The organism is Micromonospora sp. NPDC049529 (assembly GCF_055586685.1).
In genome coordinates this window covers 64810-83888 of sequence record NZ_JBVJHT010000013.1, presented here as the reverse complement: position 1 = coordinate 83888, position 19079 = coordinate 64810, and the positions used below count along the sequence as shown (strand labels likewise).

Genomic DNA, 19079 nt, shown 5'->3' with positions numbered 1-19079 from the left:
CCCACCTCCCGGCGCGGGCTACCCAGAAATGGGCCGATCATGCCCGGGCACCTTTGCCGGGCTGTGGTGTCAGCGGGGCGAGGGGCGGCGGCCGAGCCGGGCGGCCCGGATCCGTTGCCGGGGCGGGGTCGGCGGCAGCACCCGTTTCAGGTGGTAGCGGTGCAGTTCGGCGGTACCCTCCATCGAGCTGTCATCGGTGACCGCGACCAGGTCCCAGCCCTGGAGACCGGCCCGGTTCAGGTGCTCCAGCGCGGTCTCGCCGTACGCCGAGACGTCGAGCATCGAGCCGTCCGGGCCGTACCAGGTGTAGATGAGTTCCCAACCGGTGTCCTCTAGCCGGGCCTGCCGGCGCCGTACGAGCAAGGCGTACTCGAACTGGACCATGGGCTCATTGTCGTCTATTCCGGCAGGTCGGCAAGGCGAGAACGACCGCGACCCGCCGGGGCTAGGTCAGCGTTCGGTGACCCGGCCGGCGTCGACCTCGACGTGCCGGGTGGTCCGGACCGCCGCAAGCATCCGGCGGTCATGCGTGACCAGCAACAACGTCCCCGGGTACGCGTCCAGCGCCGACTCCAGCTGCTCGATCGCGGTCAGGTCGAGATGGTTCGTCGGCTCGTCCAGCACCAGCAGGTTCACCCCACGGGCCTGGAGCAGGGCCAGCGCCGCCCGGGTCCGCTCACCCGGTGACAGCGTCGCCGCCGGGCGCAGTACGTGCGCCGCCCGCAGCCCGAACTTCGCCAGCAGGGTCCGTACGTCGGCCGGCGCCAACTCGGGTACGGCCGCGCCGAACGCGTCCACCAGCGGCTGGTCGCCGAGGAAGAGTCCCCGGGCCTGGTCGACCTCGCCGACCACCACCCCCGGCCCGAGCGAGGCGTGTCCGGCGGTCAGCGGCAGTCGCCCCAGCAGGGCGCCGAGCAGGGTGGACTTGCCGGCACCGTTGGCCCCGGTGATCGCCACCTTCTCCGCCCAGCCGATCTGGAGGTCGACCGGCCCGAGGGTGAAGCCGCCCCGGTCCACCACCGCACCCCGCAGTGCGGCGACGACCGTACCGGCGCGGGGCGCGGCGGCGATCTCCATCCGCAGCTCCCACTCCTTGCGGGGCTCCTCGACCACGTCGAGGCGTTCGATCAGCCGCTCGGTCTGCCGCGCCTTCGCCGCCTGCTTCTCGCTCGTCTCGCCCCGCGCGTGCTTGGCGACCTTGTCGTTGTCCGGGGCTTTGCGGCGGGCGTTGCGTACGCCCTTCTCCATCCAGGCCCGCTGGGTACGCGCCCGCGCCTCCAGCCCGGCGCGGGTGTCGGCGTACTCGTCGTACTCGGCTCGGGCGTGCCGGCGGGCCACCTCCCGTTCCTCCAGGTAGGCGGCGTAACCGCCGCCGAAGAGGCGCACCTGCTGCTGGACCAGGTCCAGTTCCAGCACGGCGGTGACGGTCCGGGTGAGGAACTCCCGGTCGTGGCTGACCAGCACGGTGCCGGCCCGCAGGCCGGTCACGAACCGTTCCAGCCGGTCCAGCCCGGCCAGGTCGAGATCGTTGGTCGGCTCGTCGAGCAGGAAGATGTCGTACCGGCTGAGCAGCAGCGAGGCCATCCCGGCGCGAGCCGCCTGGCCGCCGGAGAGGGTGGTCATCAGGGCGTCCAGGTCGACCGTGAGCCCGAGTTCGGCGGCCACCTGTTCGGCCCGCTCGTCGAGGTCCGCGCCGCCGAGCGCGAGCCAGCGTTCGAGCGCGGTCGCGTACGCGTCGTCGGAGCCCGGCAGACCGGCGGTGAGCGCCTCGGTGGCCTCGTCCAGGTCGGCCTGCGCCGTCGTGACCCCGGTACGCCGGGCCAGGAAGTCCCGGACGGCCTCGCCCGGTCGCCGTTCCGGCTCCTGGGGCAGGTGCCCTACGTTGGCGCCGGGCGGGGTGAGCTGCACCGTGCCCTGTTCCGGCGGCTGGAGCCCGGCGAGGATGCGCAGCAGCGTCGACTTGCCGGCGCCGTTCACCCCGACCAGCCCGATCACGTCGCCCGGGGCGACGACCAGGTCCAGCCCGGTGAACAGGACTCGGTCCCCGTGCCCGGCGGTCAGGTCCTTGGCGATCAGCGTGGCACTCATGAGAACGCCGATGTTATCCGGTCGGTCGTCGCGGCACCGGCGACCCACACGGGCAGGTGCCCGGCGCGGCCGGGGATATCCGCCGGCCGGCGGGTGGCCGGGGCCGGTGGCGGGGCAGACTGGGTCGGTGGCGACGACTCTCGCGATCGACTGCGGCGGCGGCGGGTTGAAGGCGTCGGTGCTGGACGAGGCGGGGACGATGCGGTCCCGGCCGATCCGGGTGCCGACCCCGTACCCGTTGCCGCCCGCGCTCTTCGTCAAGACCCTGGTGGATCTCGGCGGCCAACTGCCGGCGGCGGACCGGGTCACCATCGGCATGCCCGGCATGCTGCGGCACGGTGTGGTGGTGGCGACCCCGCACTACATCACCCGGGCCGGTCCCCGGACCAAACCCGACCCGGAGCTGACCGCCGAGTGGGCCGGGTTCGACGCCCGGACCGCGCTCACCGACGCGTTCGGCCTGCCGGTGCTGGTGCTCAACGACGCCGAGGTGCACGGCGCCGGGGTGGTCGCCGGGACCGGTTCGGAACTCGTCCTCACCCTCGGCACCGGCCTGGGCTGCGCGCTCTTCGACGGTGGCCGGCTCGCCCCGCACCTGGAGCTGTCCCAGGCGCCGGTGCGCTGGGGGATGAGCTACGACACCTACATCGGCGAGCACGAACGCCGCCGGCTGGGCGACGGCTTCTGGTCCCGCCGGGTACGCGGGGTCGTCGAGGGTCTGCGCCCGGTCTTCCACTGGGACCGGCTCTATCTCGGTGGCGGCAACTCGCGGCTGATCCGCCCGGAGCAGCTCGCCCGGATGGGCGATGACGTGGTGGTCGTACCGAACACGGCGGGCATTGTCGGTGGTGTCCGGGCCTGGGCGATCTCGGCGGGCTGAGCGGGGCGGGGCACGGGTCGGACGAGTTCGGCGGCGGGAACAGTCGCGATCGGCCCGGTGTTGTGTCAGCGTCAGTGGGGACCGGTTCGTACGGGACGAGGGGGTTGGTCTAGTGGATCTTCTGGCTGAGTACCGGCGGGCGACCATGTTCTTCGAGACCGGGGATCCGAGCGGGGCGGCCCGGTTGCTGGAGCCGATCGTCGAGGCGGAGCCCACGAACGCGTCCGTACGCCAGCTGCTGGCTCGCGCGTACTTCCAGTCGGCCCAGCTCGGTCGGGCCGAGGAGCAGTTGCGGGTGCTGGTCGACCGCGACCCGAGCGACCACTACGCGCACCACGTGCTCGGCCGGACCCTGGAGCGGGTCGGGCGGGCGCCGGAGGCGCTGCGGCACCTGCGGATCGCGGCGGCGATGCACTCGGAGAACGACGACTACCAGACCGCGTTGCGGCGGGTGGAGGGCAAGGTCGGCGGCTCCCGCTGAGGTGAGCTGCCTACGATGGGTTGCCATGGGAGCTGACCGGGGGATGGGCGTGCGATGAAGCTCAAGCTCGACCTGCACGACATCTTCAACCGTGGCCACGACATCGACCGCGCGCTGCGCGGGATCATCGACGAGGCGGTGGCGAAGAAGGCCACCCTCGTCGAGATCATCCCCGGCAAGGGCTCCGGTCAGTTGAAGAAGCGGGTGCTGCGCTTCCTCGACCAGAAGGAGATCAAGCAGATCTACCATCGGGTGGAGAAGGACTCGAACAACTTCGGCCGAGTCTTCGTACACTTTCGCTGGAAATAGGATTTGACCGAAAAGAGTGGCCAATCGGCACCGGTTGGCCACTCTTCTTTGCGTGGGTCAGTCCTTCATCTTCACCGTGACGGTGGCGGTGTCCCGCTTGCCGTTGTCGGTGAGCCGGTAGACGAAGGTGTCCGCGAGCTTGTGCGTGGCGGTACGGACGTACCGGATCTCGTACCGGGGGTCGCTGTTGTCGAGGCGGCCGTACTTCGGTGGGGTGACGATGGTGAGTTTCGCGTTGCTGCTGGCGAAGTCGTTGTCGCGTACCTTGATGACCTTCGGGGTGTTGCGGTAGGCCTGTGCGACGTCGTCGTTGGTTACCGGCCCGGCCACGAACGTGTCGTCGCCCCGACCGAAGTAGGTGGTGACGCCGTTGTACCAGCCGGTGGTCCGGACATCCCGGTGACCGTCACGGTTGGCGTCGAGTGTGGTCACGTCCGGGAAGTCGGCCCCGTCGTCGAGGGTGACCTTCCGGCCGTCGGCGAACAACACCTGGACCAGCGACGGTGTCTCCGGCGTGCCGCAGTCGTCGTAGGTGACCACCACGATCTCGCTGCCACCGTCGTGGTCGAAGTCGGCCAGCGCGGTGTTCAGCGCGACCGTGCACACTTCCTGCAAACCGCTGACGAGCGTGCCCTCGGCCGTGTTGATGTAGGTCTCCAGTCCCATGCCCTTCGTGATCCAGATGTCCTGGCGTCCGTCTCCGTCGAGGTCGGCGATGTTGAGGGTCTGGTCCGTTGCTTGGATGTCGCCGCGGATGGTGAAGACCGGTTGAAAGTCGCGCAGTGCCACGAGTTGATAGGCATTCGGCGGGTTGCCCCAGCTCAGCACCAGCTCCGGTGCGCCGTCGCCGCCCAGGTCCAGGACGACGCCGATATCCGGGCAGGAGTAGGAGGGCTCCCATGGGTTCGGCGGCTGGTACGACCTCAGCACCGGCGACTGGTAGCCACCGGTCCGGGTGCCCAGTTCGACGACGGCCCCGCAGGCGTCGGGGGTGGAGCCGAGGGTGACCCGGTCGACGAACCCGTCCCCGTTGAGGTCGCCCAGAATGACTCCCTCCGCTTGGTTCGTCACGGATTCCCGGCTCGCCGGTTCCAGCTGTGTTCGGCCGACGGTGGCCGCACCCGCAGGCGGTCCGGCCCCGGCGACAACGGCCAGTACGGCGGTCACGGCGACGATCGAGTTGATTGTCTTGGTCCACATAGGAGGGCCTCCAGGGTGCGACGATCCCCGTCTGAGCTGGGGTTTCTCGGACCGTAGCGGGTGGCATGGAACACTCATCTCAACTGACTGTGATCTGACAACTACTACTGGTTACTCAATGGGTCGATACATTGACATGCCTGAAACTCGCTGTCAATATCGCCGTAGCCCTGGGAGCGCTTCCATGACGGGGGTGCCGTGACCCGAACACGACGCCGACGTCGCGCCCTGGCCGGACCGTGTCCTCCACCGAAAGGACTCCCGTGCGAAACCGACCACCCACCCGGCGTGCCGCACCACTCGCCGTACTCACCGTGGCCGCACTGGCCAGCACCGCACTGAGCGCACCGGCCGCGTACGCCGAAGACCCCGAGCCCGGACCCGAGCAGATCGTCAACGGCACCTTCGACAGTGGTCACGTCCCCTGGTGGGGCACCGGCAACCTGACCCTGGACAGCAGCAGCGGACGGCTCTGCGCCGCCGTACCCGGTGGCACGGTCAACCCGTGGGACGTCATCATCGGCCAGGACAACGTCCCGCTGGTCGCCGGTGAGACGTACGAGTTCCGGTTCTTCGGCACCGCCACCCCGAACAAGGTCGGCAAGGCGCTGGTGCAACTGCCGGTCGACCCGTACACGCAGTATCTCTCGGCCAATCCCGAGCTGAGCGTCTCCGGCAACGACTACCGCTACACCTTCACCTCCCCGGTCGACCTGCCGAACGCGCAGGTCGCCTTCCAACTCGGCGGCAGTGTCGAGCCGTGGACGGTCTGCCTGGACAACGTCTCGCTGCGCGGTGGCGCGGCACCCGACGTCTACGTACCGGAGACCGGCCCGCGCGTCCGGGTCAACCAGGTCGGCTACCTGCCCAAGGGGCCGAAGAACGCCACCGTCGTCACCGACGCCGCCGCCGCGCTGCCGTGGTCGTTGCGCAACCGGGCCGGCCGGGTGGTGGCCACCGGCCGGACCACCCCGCGCGGGCTCGACCCCTCCTCCGGGCAGCGGGTCCACTCGATCGACTTCGGCCGCTACACCGGCACCGGGACCGGCTACACCCTGGTCGCCGACGGGGAGACCAGCCGGCCGTTCGACCTCGGCACCGACTTCTGGGAACGGCTGCGCACCGACGCGCTGAAGTTCTACTACACCCAGCGCAGCGGGGTGGAGATCCTCGACCGACTCCGCCCCGGCTACGGCCGCCCGGCCGGTCACGTCGGCCTCGCCCCGAACCAGGGCGACACCGCCGTACCCTGCCAACCCGGAGTCTGCGACTACACCCTGGACGTCTCCGGCGGCTGGTACGACGCCGGCGACCACGGCAAGTACGTCGTCAACGGTGGCATCTCCGTGCACCAGCTGATGAGCGAGTACGAGCGCTCCCGGCGGGCCGACACCGCGCAGCCGGAGCGGCTCGGCGACCGGACCCTCGACCTGCCGGAGAGCGGCAACCGGGTGCCGGACATCCTCGACGAGGCGCGCTGGGAACAGGAGTTCCTGCTCAGCATGCAGGTCCCGGCCGGCAAACCGAAGGCCGGCATGGCCCACCACAAGATCCACGACGATTCGTGGACCGGGTTGCCGCTGCTGCCGCACCTGGACGACAAGCGGCGTGAACTGCACCCGCCGAGCACCGCCGCGACGCTCAACCTGGCCGCGACCGCAGCCCAGGCGGCGCGCGTCTTCCGCCCGTACGACCGGGCCTTCGCCGACCGGAACCTGCGCGCGGCGAAGACCGCCTGGGCCGCGGCCGTGGCGAACCCGACGATCTACGCCGACCCGGCCGACGCCAACGGCGGCGGTGCCTACAACGACAACGACGTCAGCGACGAGTTCTACTGGGCCGCCGCCGAACTGTTCCTCACCACCGGGGCACGCGAATACCGCGACGCGGTCCTCGCCTCGCCGCACCACACCGCCGACGTCTGGCGGGACCGGGGCTTCGACTGGGGCAACACCGCCGCACTCGGCCGGCTCGACCTGGCCACGCTGCCCAGCTCACTGCCGGACCGGCACCGGGTACGCGCCTCGGTGGTCCAGGGCGCCGACCGCTACCTGGCCACGATCGAGGCCCACCCGTACGGGGTGCCGTACGCGCCGGCCGACAACCTGTGGGACTGGGGCTCCAACAACCTGATCGTCAACAACGCGATCGTGCTCGCCACCGCCTTCGACCTGACCGGCCGGGACCGTTACCGCGACGGGGTGCTGAAGGCGATGGACTACCTGTTCGGCCGCAACGCGCTGAACCAGTCGTACGTCACCGGCTACGGCGAGGTCGCCGCGCAGAACCAGCACAGCCGCTGGTACGCCCGCCAACTCAACCCGGACCTGCCCAACCCGCCCCGGGGCACCCTCTCCGGCGGCCCGAACTCGGCCATCCAGGACCCGGTGGCGCAGCAGAAACTGCAAGGCTGCGCGCCGCAGTTCTGCTACCTCGACGACATCGAGTCCTGGTCGACCAACGAGCTGACCATCAACTGGAACGCCCCGCTGGCCTGGATCGCGGCGTTCGTCGCCGACCAGGACAACGGGGACGCCCACCGGCACCACTGACCCGGCTGCGCGGAAGGGCCCCTGCCCGAGAAGGGCCCTTCCGCGCAGCTCAGAACGAGTCTTCGCCGCTCAGAACGAACTCGCCGCTCAGAACGAGTAGGTGCGGGCGACGGCGACCATCTCCGAACTGTGCGAGCCGACCACGCCCACCCCGGCCGGGCGGGGACGGAAACCGGGCAGCCCGGACAGGCCGTCGCTGGCGTCCATCGCGCGCAGCGACACCGGGCCGTCCCCGAGGGTGAGCACCAGCTCGATCTCGATCCCGTCGGCCGGCGGGGCGTGGAAGACCAGCCCGAACCCCCACGGCCGGTCGGTCCCGCCGCCACCCGCGGGTACGTTGCGCCCCGCCACCGTCGCCCGCACCACCGTCGTCGACGCGGCCACGTGCAGGGTGGTCAGGCGTACCTGCCGTTGCGGGGTCAGCCGCAGCCGCAGGGTGCGTGCGGCACCGTCGGTCGAGTCGGCGAGCACGGTCAGTGCCGGGGCGGGCAGGGCGGCCGCCGGTGCAGGGCCGGCGAGCAGCGTCTCGCCACCGAGCGCCGGGAAGTCGGCCACGAGCGACACGGGGGTGTCGACGTACGGGTCGGTCCAGGGTTGCGGTTCGGTCTCGTGGCTGAGCCAGCGGGCGGTGCCGGTGGTGGCGTCGAGGGCGTACATCAGGTGGGTCGGCACCGGGTGCGCGGCGTCGAACCGGTCGACCGCCAGGCCGGTCCCGGCGAGCACCAGGGCGGCGAGCGCCGCCACGAGCCCCGGAACCGCGACCCGCCACCGCTTTCCCATGGCCGTCGCCGCCTCGGCGGGCGGTGCGGGGTGGAGCAGGTCGAGGACCGGTAGCGCGCCGAGCCCGAGCATCACGGCGAACAGCGCCGCGACCCCGCCCATCGCCATGCCCAGCGCGGGGAAGAGCAGCATGACGGTCGGCAGCAGGACGACCACCCCGACGGCGGCACCGGCGGTCACCGCGACCACCGCCCACCGGCTGCCCGGCCGTACGGCCAGCGCCACCAGCCCGCCGACCGCGCCGGCCAGCGCCGGCAGGGTGGCCAGGTACGCCCCGCCCGGAGTCAGCTCGGCGAGCAGCACCCCGAGTACGGCCAGCCAGCCGAACCCGCCGAAGGCCAGAGCCGCCGCCCCGATCCGGCGGCGGAACAGCGCGTACCAGCCGAGCAGTACGGCGGCGGCCAGCGCCAGCACCGTCAGCCGGTACGCCAGCGGCCGGTACGGGTCGAGCAGTTCGGCGTAACCGGGGCGGATGGTGGTGACGGTCAGCCAGAGCAGCTGCGCCAGCACCGGTGCGACCACGATCGGCAGCAGGGCCAGCCCGAAGCCGGCGGCCATCCGGGGCCAGGAGGCGTGCCCCCGGCGCCGGCTGAACCAGCCGAACAGTCCGACCGCGACGACCGCGAGCAGCGCCAGCGGCCAGGTCAGCCAGCCGGGGTAGCGGGCCAGGGCGCCCGGCACCGGGAAGTAGGTGGCGTCGCCGCCGGCGCGCAGGTCGGCCAGGTCGGTGGCACCGAACTCGCGCGCCAGTGCCAGCGCGTTGTCGCCGTGCTGTTGCAGGCTGCCCCGGTCGACGGTCTCCGGGGTGTCCAGTGGGGTGTGGTAGATCGCCCCGCCGTCCAGGTAGGCCGAGTTCAGGCCGGTGAAGCCGTGGTCGAGGAAGGCGGTGAAGTCGGTGTCGTTGGGCAGCAGCCGGTAGACCTCGACCGCGAACGACGTCCCGGCCGGGTGTGGTGCGGCCCGGCCGAAGACGCCGACGAGGCCCGCGTTGTCCGCCGAGGTCTCGAACATGATCACCGGCCCGGTGCTGCCGCGCGCCTCCACGTTGAGCACCACGCCGCCGTCGGCGGCGAGCGGGTGGTCGGACGCGAACGCCGACGCGCCGCAGAGGCACGCCTCCTCGGCGTCGGTGAGCACGAACACGATGTCGTTGCGGGGGCGGGGACCGGTGCTCAGCGCGCGGGCCACCTCCAGGATGGCCGAGGTCCCGACCGCGTCGTCGTTGCCGCCGGGGCCGGACTGCACCGAGTCGTAGTGGGCGACCAGGAACACCCGGCCGGTCGGGTCGGTGCCGGGGACGTGGGCCACCACGTTGCGTACCCGGGCCAGGGTGGCGCCGCCGGCCCCGCCGCTGAGTTCGCCGGCCTCCTCGGCCACCGTGTCCTGAACCTCGGTGGGCAGGCCGAGGTCGCGCAGGGTTCGTTCGAGGTACGCCCGTACCTCGTCGTTGGCGGGGCTGCCGGCGGGGTGCGTACGCGCCGCGACGATTCCCAGGTGTCCGGCGGCCCGGCCGGCGCTGAACCGGCCGGCGGGTGCGTCTGCGCCGACCGGGGCGGGGGTACGCAGGTCGAGCAGCGCGGCTGCACCGATCGCGACCAGTACGGCCAGGGCGGCGGTGGCGGCCGGCCAGCGTCGGGCGGGCCGGACCGCTCGGGATGGTGCGTGTTCGGGCGGTGACTGGACGGGGGCGGCCACGGTTCCTCCTGGGGGAAGAGGGCTTCCTGGGGCGTGGGTGATCAGTGTTACCGGCGCGTACGGTGTGCGCCATCCCGTCCGGGGTCGGGTGCCGGTGGGTGACTGACGGTTGGCCCCGGTTGTCGCATAGCGTTGGGCGTATGACCCCGGTCCATGAGCCTGATCCGATCGAGTTGCTGCGGCAGTTCGTCGAGCGGGTGGCGCCGTACGACCCGGATCCGTCGGCTACCCCGGTGGCTTCGGTAGAGCTTCGGCACCGGCACGCCACCGAGCGTCTTTCGCTCACTCCGTACCTGGTCCGGGCGCTGGGCGCCGCGCTGGCCGGCTATCGTGACCCGGCCGACCGGGGCTGCTGCGCGCAGTGCGGCAGCCGCCGGCTGGACGACAACCTGCACTGTCTCGACTGCGGTCGGCTGCACGGGATCCTCGGCGAGGTGATCGCCGCCCGGGCCGCGCGGATGTCACCGGACGGAGGACCGCTCGGATGATCGGCCGATCGGCGCGGGTCGCCGCGTTCCCCGTGTTGTGTGGCAGCGTGGGGTGGTACAGGATCAGCAGGTTGATCGCGAAGGAGCAGGAGATCAGTATCGAGGACCCCCGATCCGGGACCGGTCCGCGGCGGTGCGGAGTGCCGGCATGACCGGTTCCTCCGTGGTGCCACAGCGGACCTACCCGCACGGCGGGCTCGGCCGGCACCCCAACCTGCCGGCGGGTGAACGGTTGCGGGTGCTGCTGGTCGAGGACGACGAGGGTGACGCCTTCCTCGTCGGTGAGCTGCTCGCCGAGACCCATTCGGCGATCGAGCTGCTGGTGGCGACCAGCCTCAACCAGGCCCGGCAGCAGATCGCCGGGGTCGACTGCGTCCTGCTCGACCTCGGTCTGCCCGACGCCGAGGGGCTGGACGGGCTCCGTCAGGTCCTCGCCATGTCGACCGGTGCGGCGGTCTGTGTGCTCACCGGCCGCCAGGACGAGCGGCTCGGCGTCGACGCGGTCGCCGAGGGCGCCCAGGACTATCTGGTCAAGGGGCAGGTCGACGGGGTCCTGCTGTCCCGCGCACTGCGGTACGCGGTCGAGCGCAAGCGGGCCGACGAGAACGCGCGGCGGCTGCGTGAGGTGGAGCTGCGCCAGGCGGAGTCGGCCCGGCTGGAGCGCGGCCTGCTGCCGCAGCCGCTGATGGACACCGACCAGGTCGAGGTGCACACCTTCTACCGGCCGGGCCGGCACGCCGCGCTGATCGGCGGCGACTTCTACGACGTGGTGCAGACCACGCCGAACCGGGTCGACCTGATCGTCGGCGACGTCTGCGGGCACGGGGTGGACGAGGCGGCGCTCGGCGTGGAGTTGCGGGTCGCCTGGCGGGCCCTGGTGCTCGCCCGGGTGCCGGACGACGAGGTGCTGCCCGCGCTGGAGCAGGTGCTGATGAGCGAGCGCCGGCTCCGGGAGATCTTCGCGACGGTGGCCACCGTACGACTGGACCTGGCCGCGAACCGGGCCACCTTTCGGCTCGCCGGACATCCGCCGCCGCTGCTCTTCTCCGGTGGCCGGGTCACCCCGGTGCCGGTTCCGGGCGGGTTGCTGCTCGGGGTTCGTCCCCGCCCGCCGATCGCCTTCGACCTGGCATTCGACACCGAGGACTGGTCCCTGTTGCTGTATACCGACGGATTGATCGAGGGGCGGATCGGCGAGGGGCCGGACCGGCTCGACGTACCGGGGCTCGGTGGGCTGGTCGCCGACCCGAAAGGCCGGGCGGTGCCGTTGGCGGACCTGCCGGGCTGGCTGGTCAGCCGGGCCGAGGAGCTCAACGGTGGCCCGCTCGCCGACGACGTGGCGATGCTGCTGGTGACCCGGGGCGGGGGCCGCTGATGCAGATGGGAATGAACACGACGACCTCGGCGCTGCGCCCGTACGGCTGGAGCCTGCGTCGCCGGGTGACCGCGCTGCTCGTGGTGGTGGGTTCGGTGCTGGCACTGCTCGCCGTCGGCGAGGCGGTGGTGGCGAACGCGAACCGCTCACACCTGGACACCCTGCTGACCAAGACCGGGCCGCTGCGTACCGACGCGGAGTCGTTGCCGACCGCCCTGGTCAACCAGGAGACGGCGGTACGCGGTTACGCGGTCAGCGGCGACCGGGCGGACCTGGCGCCGTACGACGACGGGCGGAAGCAGGAGGCTGCCCTGATCGCCCGGATGGACGCGCTGCTCGACGACCATCCGGAGATCCGCCGGCAGTTGCACCTGGTCCGGGACCAGGCGGCCCAGTGGCGGGCGGAGGTGGCCCAGCCGATCGTGGACGCGACCGCCAGCGGTGGTCCGAGTGCTGGGCAGGCCCTGGTCAACGAGCGGGGACGGCAGCAGTTCGACGCGCTGCGCGGCTCGACCGACCGGTTGCAGGATCTGATCCTCGACCTGCGCAACGAGGTCGCCGTCAAGGCCCGCAAGACCGGCAACACCCTGGTCCTGCTGCTCATCCTCGCCGGTGTGGTGGTGGTCCTCGCCGGGGTGGCCCTGCTGGTGTCGCTGAACCGTACGGTGATCGGTCCGGTGACCAACCTGGCCGAGCAGGTGCGCGCGGTCGCCCGGGGCGACTACCAGCGCGACATCGAGAAGGCGGGTCCGCCGGAGCTGGCCCAGCTCGCCGGGGACGTGGACGCGATGCGCCGCAAGATCGCCGCCGACCTGGCGGAGGTACGCGAGGCGCGTACCCGGATCGAGTGGGTCAACAGCCAGTTGCAGAAGCAGGCGGAGGAGCTGGTCCGGTCCAACCGTGACCTGGAGCAGTTCGCCTACGTCGCCTCGCACGACCTCCAGGAGCCGCTGCGCAAGGTGGCGAGCTTCTGCCAGCTGCTGCAACGCCGGTACGCCGGCCAGCTCGACGAGCGCGCCGACCAGTACATCGCGTTCGCGGTCGACGGTGCCCAGCGGATGCAGCGGTTGATCAACGACTTGCTCGCCTTCTCCCGGATCGGCCGGCTCACCACCGGTTTCGTCGAGGTCGACCTGAACCAGGTGATGGGTGACGTCGCCGGGCAGACCGAGGCGGCCCGGCAGTACGCCGGTGGCGAGCTGACCTGGTCCGACCTGCCGGTGGTGCTGGGCGAGGAGGCGTTGCTGACCAACCTGCTGGCGAACCTGGTCAGCAACTCGTTCAAGTTCCGCCGCCCGGACGTCCCGCCTCGGGTACGGATCTCGGCCCGCCGGGTCGACGACGAGTGGGAGATCAGTTGCGCGGACAACGGCATCGGGATCGAGGCGGAGTTCGTCGACAAGATCTTCGTGATCTTCCAGCGGTTGCACTCGAAGGACGCGTACCCGGGCACCGGGATCGGGCTGGCGATCGTCAAGAAGATCGTCGAGTACCACGGCGGGCGGATCTGGGTGGACCTGGACGTCCCCGAGGGGACCGTGATCCGGTTCACCCTGCCGGTGACGGTCCAGGCCCGACAGCCGGAGCTGGCCGGTACGCCGGCCGTACCGGAGCAGTCCGGTGGCCCGGACGGGCTGCCGGCCGACGGCGGGCCGGAGTCGGCCGGGGAGCAGGACGACAACAACTCGGATGGGCCGGGCGGCCCGGCGGCCGGTGGGCCGGCCGGTTCGAAGCCCGGTGAGACAAAGGAGATCGTGGCATGACGGCACCGGCGGACGGGAAGAGTCCGATAGAGGTTCTTCTCGTCGAGGACGACCCCGGCGACGTGCTCATGACGCAGGAGGCGTTCGAGGAGCACAAGCTGCGCAACCGGCTGACCGTGGTCTCCGACGGCGCCGAGGCGCTGGCCTACCTGCGGCGCGAGGGCCAGTACGCGGACGTCATGCTGCCGGACCTGATCCTGCTCGACCTCAACCTGCCCCGCCGCGACGGCCGGGAGGTGCTGCGGGAGATCAAGAACGACGAGCAGCTGTGCCGGATCCCGGTGGTGGTGCTGACCACGTCGCAGGCCGACGAGGACATCCTGCGCAGCTACCAGCTGCACGCGAACGCGTACGTGACCAAGCCGGTCGACTTCGATCGGTTCATCACCGTGGTCCGGCAGATCGACGAGTTCTTCGTCAGTGTGGTGAAGCTCCCGCCGCGGGGCTGACGCCATGATCGACGAAGTGGGTGCGTTGCTCAGGACCGTCGCGGCCGAGGTCATCCTGCCGCTCTTCGGTCATCTGGGGCGGGCCGACGTGTCCGAGAAGGCTCCCGGTGAGCTGGTGACGGTCGCCGACCGGCGGGCCGAGCAACTGCTCGGCGAGGGACTGTCGAGGCTGCTGCCCGGGTCCGTCGTGGTCGGCGAGGAGGGTGTCGCCGCCGACCCCGCGCTCCTGACGCACCTGCACGGTACGGTCCCGGTCTGGCTGGTCGACCCGCTCGACGGGACCGCCAACTTCGCTGCCGGACGGGAGCCGTTCGCGGTGATGGTGGCGCTGCTGGAGGCGGGGGTGATCCGGGCGAGTTGGATCCTCGACCCGATCGCTGACCGGCTGCTGACCGCCGAGGCGGGGCACGGGTCGTACGTCGACGGGGTGGTGGCGCGGCCGACGGTCGAGCCGGCGACGGCGTTGCGCGGCGCGGTGATGACCCGCTTCCTGCCGGCGGCCTGGCGGTCCTCGGTCGAGGCCGGCACCCACCGGCTCGGTACGGTCCTGCCCGGCCAGCACTGCGCCGGCCGCGAGTACGCGGACATCCTCACCGGGGTCCAGCAGTTCGCCCTGTTCTGGCGCACCCTGCCCTGGGACCACGCGCCCGGTGTGCTGCTGCTGCGGGAGGCGGGCGGGGTGGCGCGACGGTTGGACGGGGAGCCGTACCACCCGGCCGACGACCGGGACGGCCTGCTCGTCGCCGCCGACGAGCGGACCTGGCACACGGTGCGCGAGACGCTGATCCCGGTCGTCTGATCGATGCGTTCGGTGCGATCAACGGCACCTTCGGTGTGATCGCTGATACACAGAGTGAATGACGTGTTTCATTCACCGGGGACCGTGCAATGTGGTAGGCGCTCAGGGCCGACAGCGCGACCGGGGTCCGGTAGTGTGACCTCCGGTCTCTCGCCCGAAGGCGCCGCATCCGGTGCCGGCGGAGGCCGCCGCCGAAAGAGCTACCAGGTAACGGGGGTAGGCGGCCGACGGAAGGAATGGCTTTCGTGCCTCGCAGGACGGCCAGGATCCGGCGCCGCGCGTCGGTAACGCTCGCGGCAGCGCTCGCCGCCGTGGTGGTCGCCACCGGAACCCCCGCCGCCGCCGTGGCGCCGGCCGCGCGCACTCTCGGTCACGGGCCACTCGCGTTCGCGCCGAGCGGTCCCGGCGAGGAGGGCGGTAGCAAGGCGCTGCGGGACACGCTCGAAGCCGTCTCCAAGGGACACATCGAGGCCAAGGCCAAACTCGACAATTCGGTCAAGCGTCAGGCGCAGCTCACCGCCGAACTGACCAAGGTCGAGGCCCGACTGGTCGAGCTGAACGCGGTCGTCGCCGAGGTCGCCGTCGAGTCGTACCGGCTCGGCCGGCTCAGCGCCGTCGCCACCCTGCTCAACAGCGCCTCGCCCGAGGCGTTCCTGGAACGGGCCGCCGGGCTGGAGGTGATGGCCCAGCGCGACGACAAGCAGCTGCGGGCGCTCACCGCCGCCCGCGAGGAAGCGACCCGGGCCAAGGCCGCGATCGACAACGAGGTACGCGAACAGCAGAAGCAGCTCGCCGTCATCGCCAAGCGCAAGACCGACGCCGAACGCGCCCTCGCCGCCGTCGGTGGCAAGAACGCGGCCGGTTTCGTCGCCGCCAACTCGCCCTCGGCCAAGCCGGCACAGAAGAACTCCGACGGCTCCTGGCCGAAGGAGTCGTGCAGCGTCGACGACCCGACCACCTCTGGCTGCATCACCCCGCGCACCCTGCACGCGATGAACCAGGCCAAGGCCGCCGGCTACAAGCGGTACGTCTCCTGCCACCGCCCCAGCGGCGGCGGCGAACACCCCAAGGGCCGCGCCTGCGACTTCTCCTCCGCCACCGACGGCTTCAAGGACGCCGACGCCACCGGGGGCGACCGCACGTACGGCAACAACCTGGCCGCGTACTACGTGAAGAACGCCGGCTCGCTCGGCGTGCTCTACGTCATCTGGTACCGACAGATCTGGATGCCCGGCACCGGTTGGCGGTCCTACAACGGCGGCGGCAGCCCGGCCGGCGACCACACGAACCATGTTCATCTCTCGATGGTTTGACGCGAACCGCCCGCCGGCCTGCGTACCATCCCACCGATGGACACAACACCCGCTAACGTACCCGCCCCGGCGGACGCGCCCGTGACACCGACCGGTCCACCCGTGACCGAGGCGGCCGGGGCCCGCGCCCTGCCGAACGGCCTTGCCGCCACCCTCGTCTTCCTCGCCAGCGGCGCGGTGCTCGTACTGGAGACCGTCTCCCTGCGCCTGGTCGGCCCGTACCTCGGCGTCACCCTCCAGGTCACCAGCTCGGTGATCGGGGTGGCGCTCGGCGCGATCGCGTACGGGGCCTGGCTCGGCGGCTGGCTCGCCGACCGGCGCGACCCGCGTACGCTGCTCGCCCCGGCCCTCGTCCTCGCCGGCATCAGCACCGCGATCACCCTGCCCGTGGTCCGGTACGCCGGCGAGGTGCTGCGCGGCGGAGCCACCGCCGGCATCCTGCTGCTGACCGCGCTGGCGGTCTTCCTGCCCGCCGCGCTGCTCGCCGCCGTCACGCCGCTGGTGGTGAAACTCCAGCTCAGCGATTTGCGCCGGACCGGGCAGGTGGTCGGCCGACTGTCCAGCATCGGCACCCTGGGCGGCATCACCGCCACCCTCGGCACCGGATTCGTGCTGGTCGCGGCGCTGCCGAGCACCGTCATCATGGTCGGGCTCGCGGTCCTGCTCGGGCTGACCGGGCTCTGGCTCGGCTGGTACCTGTGGCGGCAGGAGCGGACCTCGGTGCCGGGTCGGCCCGGCGTCAAGGCCGCGCTGGCGCTGCTCGGACTCGTCGGGGCGGGACTGGCCACGGTGGCACCGAACCCGTGCGACGTGGAGACCGCGTACCACTGCGCCAGCGTCGAGGCCGACGCGGAGAACCCGGACGGCCGGCTGCTCATCCTCAACTCGGCCTGGCACTCCTACGTCGACCTGGCCGACCCGACGCACCTGGAGTTCGCGTACACGCAGTGGATCGGCGCGGTGGCGAACGTGGCCGCTCCCGCCGGGCAACGGCTGGACGCGGTGCACCTCGGCGGCGGCGGGTTCACCATCCCGACGTACCTGACCGCCACCCGACCCGGCACCGTCAACACGGTGTTCGAAATCGACGGCGAGCTGGTCGAGCTGGGTCGCCGCGAACTGGGCGTACGGCCGGGCCCGGAGCTGCGCGCGGTGGTCGGTGACGCCCGGATGCTGCTCGGCGACCTGCCCGACGACAGCGCCGACCTGGTGGTCGGCGACGCCTTCGGGCACCTCGTCGTGCCGTGGCACCTCGCCACCCGGGAGATGGCGGCCGACATCCGGCGGGTGGTCCGCCCCGGCGGCATCTACGTGCAGAACGTCATCGACTACCCGCCGCTGCGGTTCATCCGCGCCGAACTGGCCACCGTGATGGCCGAGTTCCCCCACGTCGCGCTGGTCGCGCCGCCGAACGCGATCACCGGCGCGCGGGGCGCCAACTTCCTCATCGTCGCCGCCGACCATCCACTGCCGCTCGACGCGCTCCGGCTCCAACTGGGCGCCACCGACGAACCGGTCACCGTGCTCGACGGGCCCGACCTCGACGGGTTCGTCGACGACGCGATCGTACTCACCGACGAGTACGCCCCGGTCGACCAACTCCTCGCCACGGGCTGACCGTCGCCGCAGGTCACCCGGTATCGAACCGGACAGATATTCATCTCACGGTCAACCATCGACCTCCTGACCGTCGCCCGTCGGCGGTTGGATCGGGTTCCACCCGAACCCATGTCAGGAGATCCTCGGTGCGACGTACCCTTTCCATTCTCGGCCTGGCCGGCGTCATGCTGGCGACGGTGGTGGCCATCCCCACCTCGTCGTACGCCGCCCGTGACGACGAGTCGGGCGCGCGGCACGCGGACACGTCCCGCGCCTCGGCGAAGCCACTGGTGATCGCCCACCGTGGCGCCAGCGGCTACCGGCCCGAGCACACCCTGGAGTCGTACCGGCTGGCGATCCGCCTCGGTGCCGACTTCATCGAGCCCGACCTGGTGTCCACCCGCGACCGGGTGCTCGTCGCCCGGCACGAGAACGAGATCTCCGGCACCACCAACGTGGCCGACCACCCGGAGTTCACCGGCCGCCGGGTCACCAAGACCATCGACGGGACCGCCGTCACCGGCTGGTTCACCGAGGACTTCACCCTGGCCGAGCTGAAGACGCTGCGGGCCAAGGAGCGGCTGCCGCAGGTCCGCCCGACCAACACCGCCTTCGACGGCACTTTGGAGATCCCGACCCTCCAGGAGGTCATCGACCTGGCCAAGTCGGAGAGCCGGCGGCTCGGCCGGACCATCGGCATCTACCCGGAGACCAAGCACCCCACCTACTTCCAGTCGATCGGGCTGGCCCTGGAGGAGCCGCTGGTCCGGGTCCTGGACCGCAACGGGCTGGACAGTCGCAAGGACGCGGTGTTCGTCCAGTCGTTCGAGACCGCCAACCTGCGCAAGCTGAGCAAGCTGACCGACGTACGCCTGGGCCAGCTGCTCGACGCCTCCGGCCGGCCGTACGACTTCACCGTCGCCGGTGACCCGCGTACCTACCAGGACCTGGTCAAGCCGGAGAACCTGAAGTGGATCAGCACGTACGCGGACGGGATCGGCGCGGCCAAGAACCTGCTCGTGCCGCGTGACGCCAGCGGCAAGCTGCTCGCCCCCACCAACGTCGTCCGGGACGCCCACCGGGTCGGCCTGGACGTGCACGCCTGGACGTTCCGGGCGGAGAACCAGTTCCTGCCGACCGACTTCCGGCTCGGCGCCGACCCGAACGCCCGGGGCGACATCACGGCCGAGTACGAGCTGTTCTTCAGCCTCGGCCTCGACGGCGTGTTCAGCGACCACCCGGACACCGCGGTCGCCGCCCGGGCCGCCCTGCGCTGACCATTCCCTTCGTCGTCGGGCGGCGGATCGG

General features: G+C 71.5%; 16 protein-coding genes. 12 read left to right on the top strand and 4 right to left on the bottom strand.

What is annotated here, in order from left to right:
- Positions 1 to 69 precede the first annotated feature (69 nt).
- Both ACZ6QQ_RS23425 and ACZ6QQ_RS23420 read right to left on the bottom strand, forming a co-directional pair.
- Entirely contained in the window at positions 70 to 384 is a 315-nt protein-coding gene (locus ACZ6QQ_RS23425) for a hypothetical protein (RefSeq protein ID WP_465879037.1), read from the bottom strand.
- Between the two features lie 66 nt (positions 385 to 450).
- Positions 451 to 2088, bottom strand: a complete 1638-nt coding sequence (locus ACZ6QQ_RS23420) for an ABC-F family ATP-binding cassette domain-containing protein (RefSeq protein ID WP_465879036.1) — start codon at positions 2086 to 2088, stop codon at positions 451 to 453.
- Between the two features lie 127 nt (positions 2089 to 2215).
- On the opposite strand from ACZ6QQ_RS23420, the gene ACZ6QQ_RS23415 reads away from it, so the two are divergent.
- From ACZ6QQ_RS23415 to ACZ6QQ_RS23405, 3 genes are all read left to right on the top strand, one after another.
- Positions 2216 to 2968 carry an ROK family protein gene (locus ACZ6QQ_RS23415; RefSeq protein ID WP_465879035.1) on the top strand — a complete coding sequence of 251 codons (753 nt, stop codon included), beginning with the start codon at positions 2216 to 2218 and terminating at the stop codon, positions 2966 to 2968.
- A 112-nt stretch (positions 2969 to 3080) separates the two neighbouring features.
- Positions 3081 to 3449: a tetratricopeptide repeat protein gene (locus tag ACZ6QQ_RS23410; RefSeq protein WP_465879034.1), complete on the top strand. Its 369-nt coding sequence runs from the start codon at positions 3081 to 3083 to the stop codon at positions 3447 to 3449.
- A gap of 54 nt (positions 3450 to 3503) precedes the next feature.
- Positions 3504 to 3758, top strand: coding sequence for a Smr/MutS family protein (locus ACZ6QQ_RS23405; RefSeq protein WP_121158332.1), 255 nt, complete (start codon positions 3504 to 3506; stop codon positions 3756 to 3758).
- A 57-nt stretch (positions 3759 to 3815) separates the two neighbouring features.
- Here ACZ6QQ_RS23405 and ACZ6QQ_RS23400 read toward each other — a convergent pair whose 3' ends face one another.
- Positions 3816 to 4958 (bottom strand): FG-GAP repeat domain-containing protein, encoded by a 1143-nt coding sequence (locus tag ACZ6QQ_RS23400; RefSeq protein WP_465879033.1) that lies wholly within the window; start codon positions 4956 to 4958, stop codon positions 3816 to 3818.
- Between the two features lie 263 nt (positions 4959 to 5221).
- On the opposite strand from ACZ6QQ_RS23400, the gene ACZ6QQ_RS23395 reads away from it, so the two are divergent.
- Positions 5222 to 7510 (top strand): glycoside hydrolase family 9 protein, encoded by a 2289-nt coding sequence (locus ACZ6QQ_RS23395; protein ID WP_465879032.1) that lies wholly within the window; start codon positions 5222 to 5224, stop codon positions 7508 to 7510.
- 87 nt (positions 7511 to 7597) lie between these two features.
- Here the strand turns inward: ACZ6QQ_RS23395 and ACZ6QQ_RS23390 are convergent, their stop codons facing one another.
- Positions 7598 to 9985, bottom strand: coding sequence for a M28 family peptidase (locus ACZ6QQ_RS23390; protein ID WP_465879031.1), 2388 nt, complete (start codon positions 9983 to 9985; stop codon positions 7598 to 7600).
- A gap of 140 nt (positions 9986 to 10125) precedes the next feature.
- Here ACZ6QQ_RS23390 and ACZ6QQ_RS23385 point away from each other — a divergent pair, with 140 nt between their 5' ends.
- The 8 genes from ACZ6QQ_RS23385 to ACZ6QQ_RS23350 all read left to right on the top strand — a co-directional run bounded on the left by ACZ6QQ_RS23385 (position 10126) and on the right by ACZ6QQ_RS23350 (position 19048).
- Positions 10126 to 10473, top strand: a complete 348-nt coding sequence (locus ACZ6QQ_RS23385; protein ID WP_465879030.1) for a hypothetical protein — start codon at positions 10126 to 10128, stop codon at positions 10471 to 10473.
- A 148-nt stretch (positions 10474 to 10621) separates the two neighbouring features.
- Positions 10622 to 11848 (top strand): PP2C family protein-serine/threonine phosphatase, encoded by a 1227-nt coding sequence (locus ACZ6QQ_RS23380; RefSeq protein ID WP_465879028.1) that lies wholly within the window; start codon positions 10622 to 10624, stop codon positions 11846 to 11848.
- An 11-nt stretch (positions 11849 to 11859) separates the two neighbouring features.
- Positions 11860 to 13611 (top strand): sensor histidine kinase, encoded by a 1752-nt coding sequence (locus tag ACZ6QQ_RS23375; protein ID WP_465879027.1) that lies wholly within the window; start codon positions 11860 to 11862, stop codon positions 13609 to 13611.
- Positions 13608 to 14060, top strand: a complete 453-nt coding sequence (locus tag ACZ6QQ_RS23370; protein WP_465879026.1) for a response regulator — start codon at positions 13608 to 13610, stop codon at positions 14058 to 14060. The genes ACZ6QQ_RS23375 and ACZ6QQ_RS23370 overlap by 4 nt, the downstream gene beginning before the upstream one ends.
- 4 nt (positions 14061 to 14064) lie before the next feature.
- The gene (locus ACZ6QQ_RS23365; RefSeq protein WP_465879025.1) at positions 14065 to 14859 is read left to right on the top strand and encodes an inositol monophosphatase family protein; all 795 of its coding nucleotides are present in this window, start codon (positions 14065 to 14067) and stop codon (positions 14857 to 14859) included.
- 236 nt (positions 14860 to 15095) lie between these two features.
- Positions 15096 to 16172, top strand: a complete 1077-nt coding sequence (locus ACZ6QQ_RS23360; protein WP_465879024.1) for a coiled-coil domain-containing protein — start codon at positions 15096 to 15098, stop codon at positions 16170 to 16172.
- 36 nt (positions 16173 to 16208) lie between these two features.
- Complete coding sequence (locus ACZ6QQ_RS23355; protein ID WP_465879022.1) at positions 16209 to 17789, top strand: fused MFS/spermidine synthase; 1581 nt, start codon at positions 16209 to 16211, stop codon at positions 17787 to 17789.
- A 128-nt stretch (positions 17790 to 17917) separates the two neighbouring features.
- Positions 17918 to 19048, top strand: a complete 1131-nt coding sequence (locus tag ACZ6QQ_RS23350; protein WP_465879020.1) for a glycerophosphodiester phosphodiesterase — start codon at positions 17918 to 17920, stop codon at positions 19046 to 19048.
- Positions 19049 to 19079 lie beyond the last annotated feature (31 nt).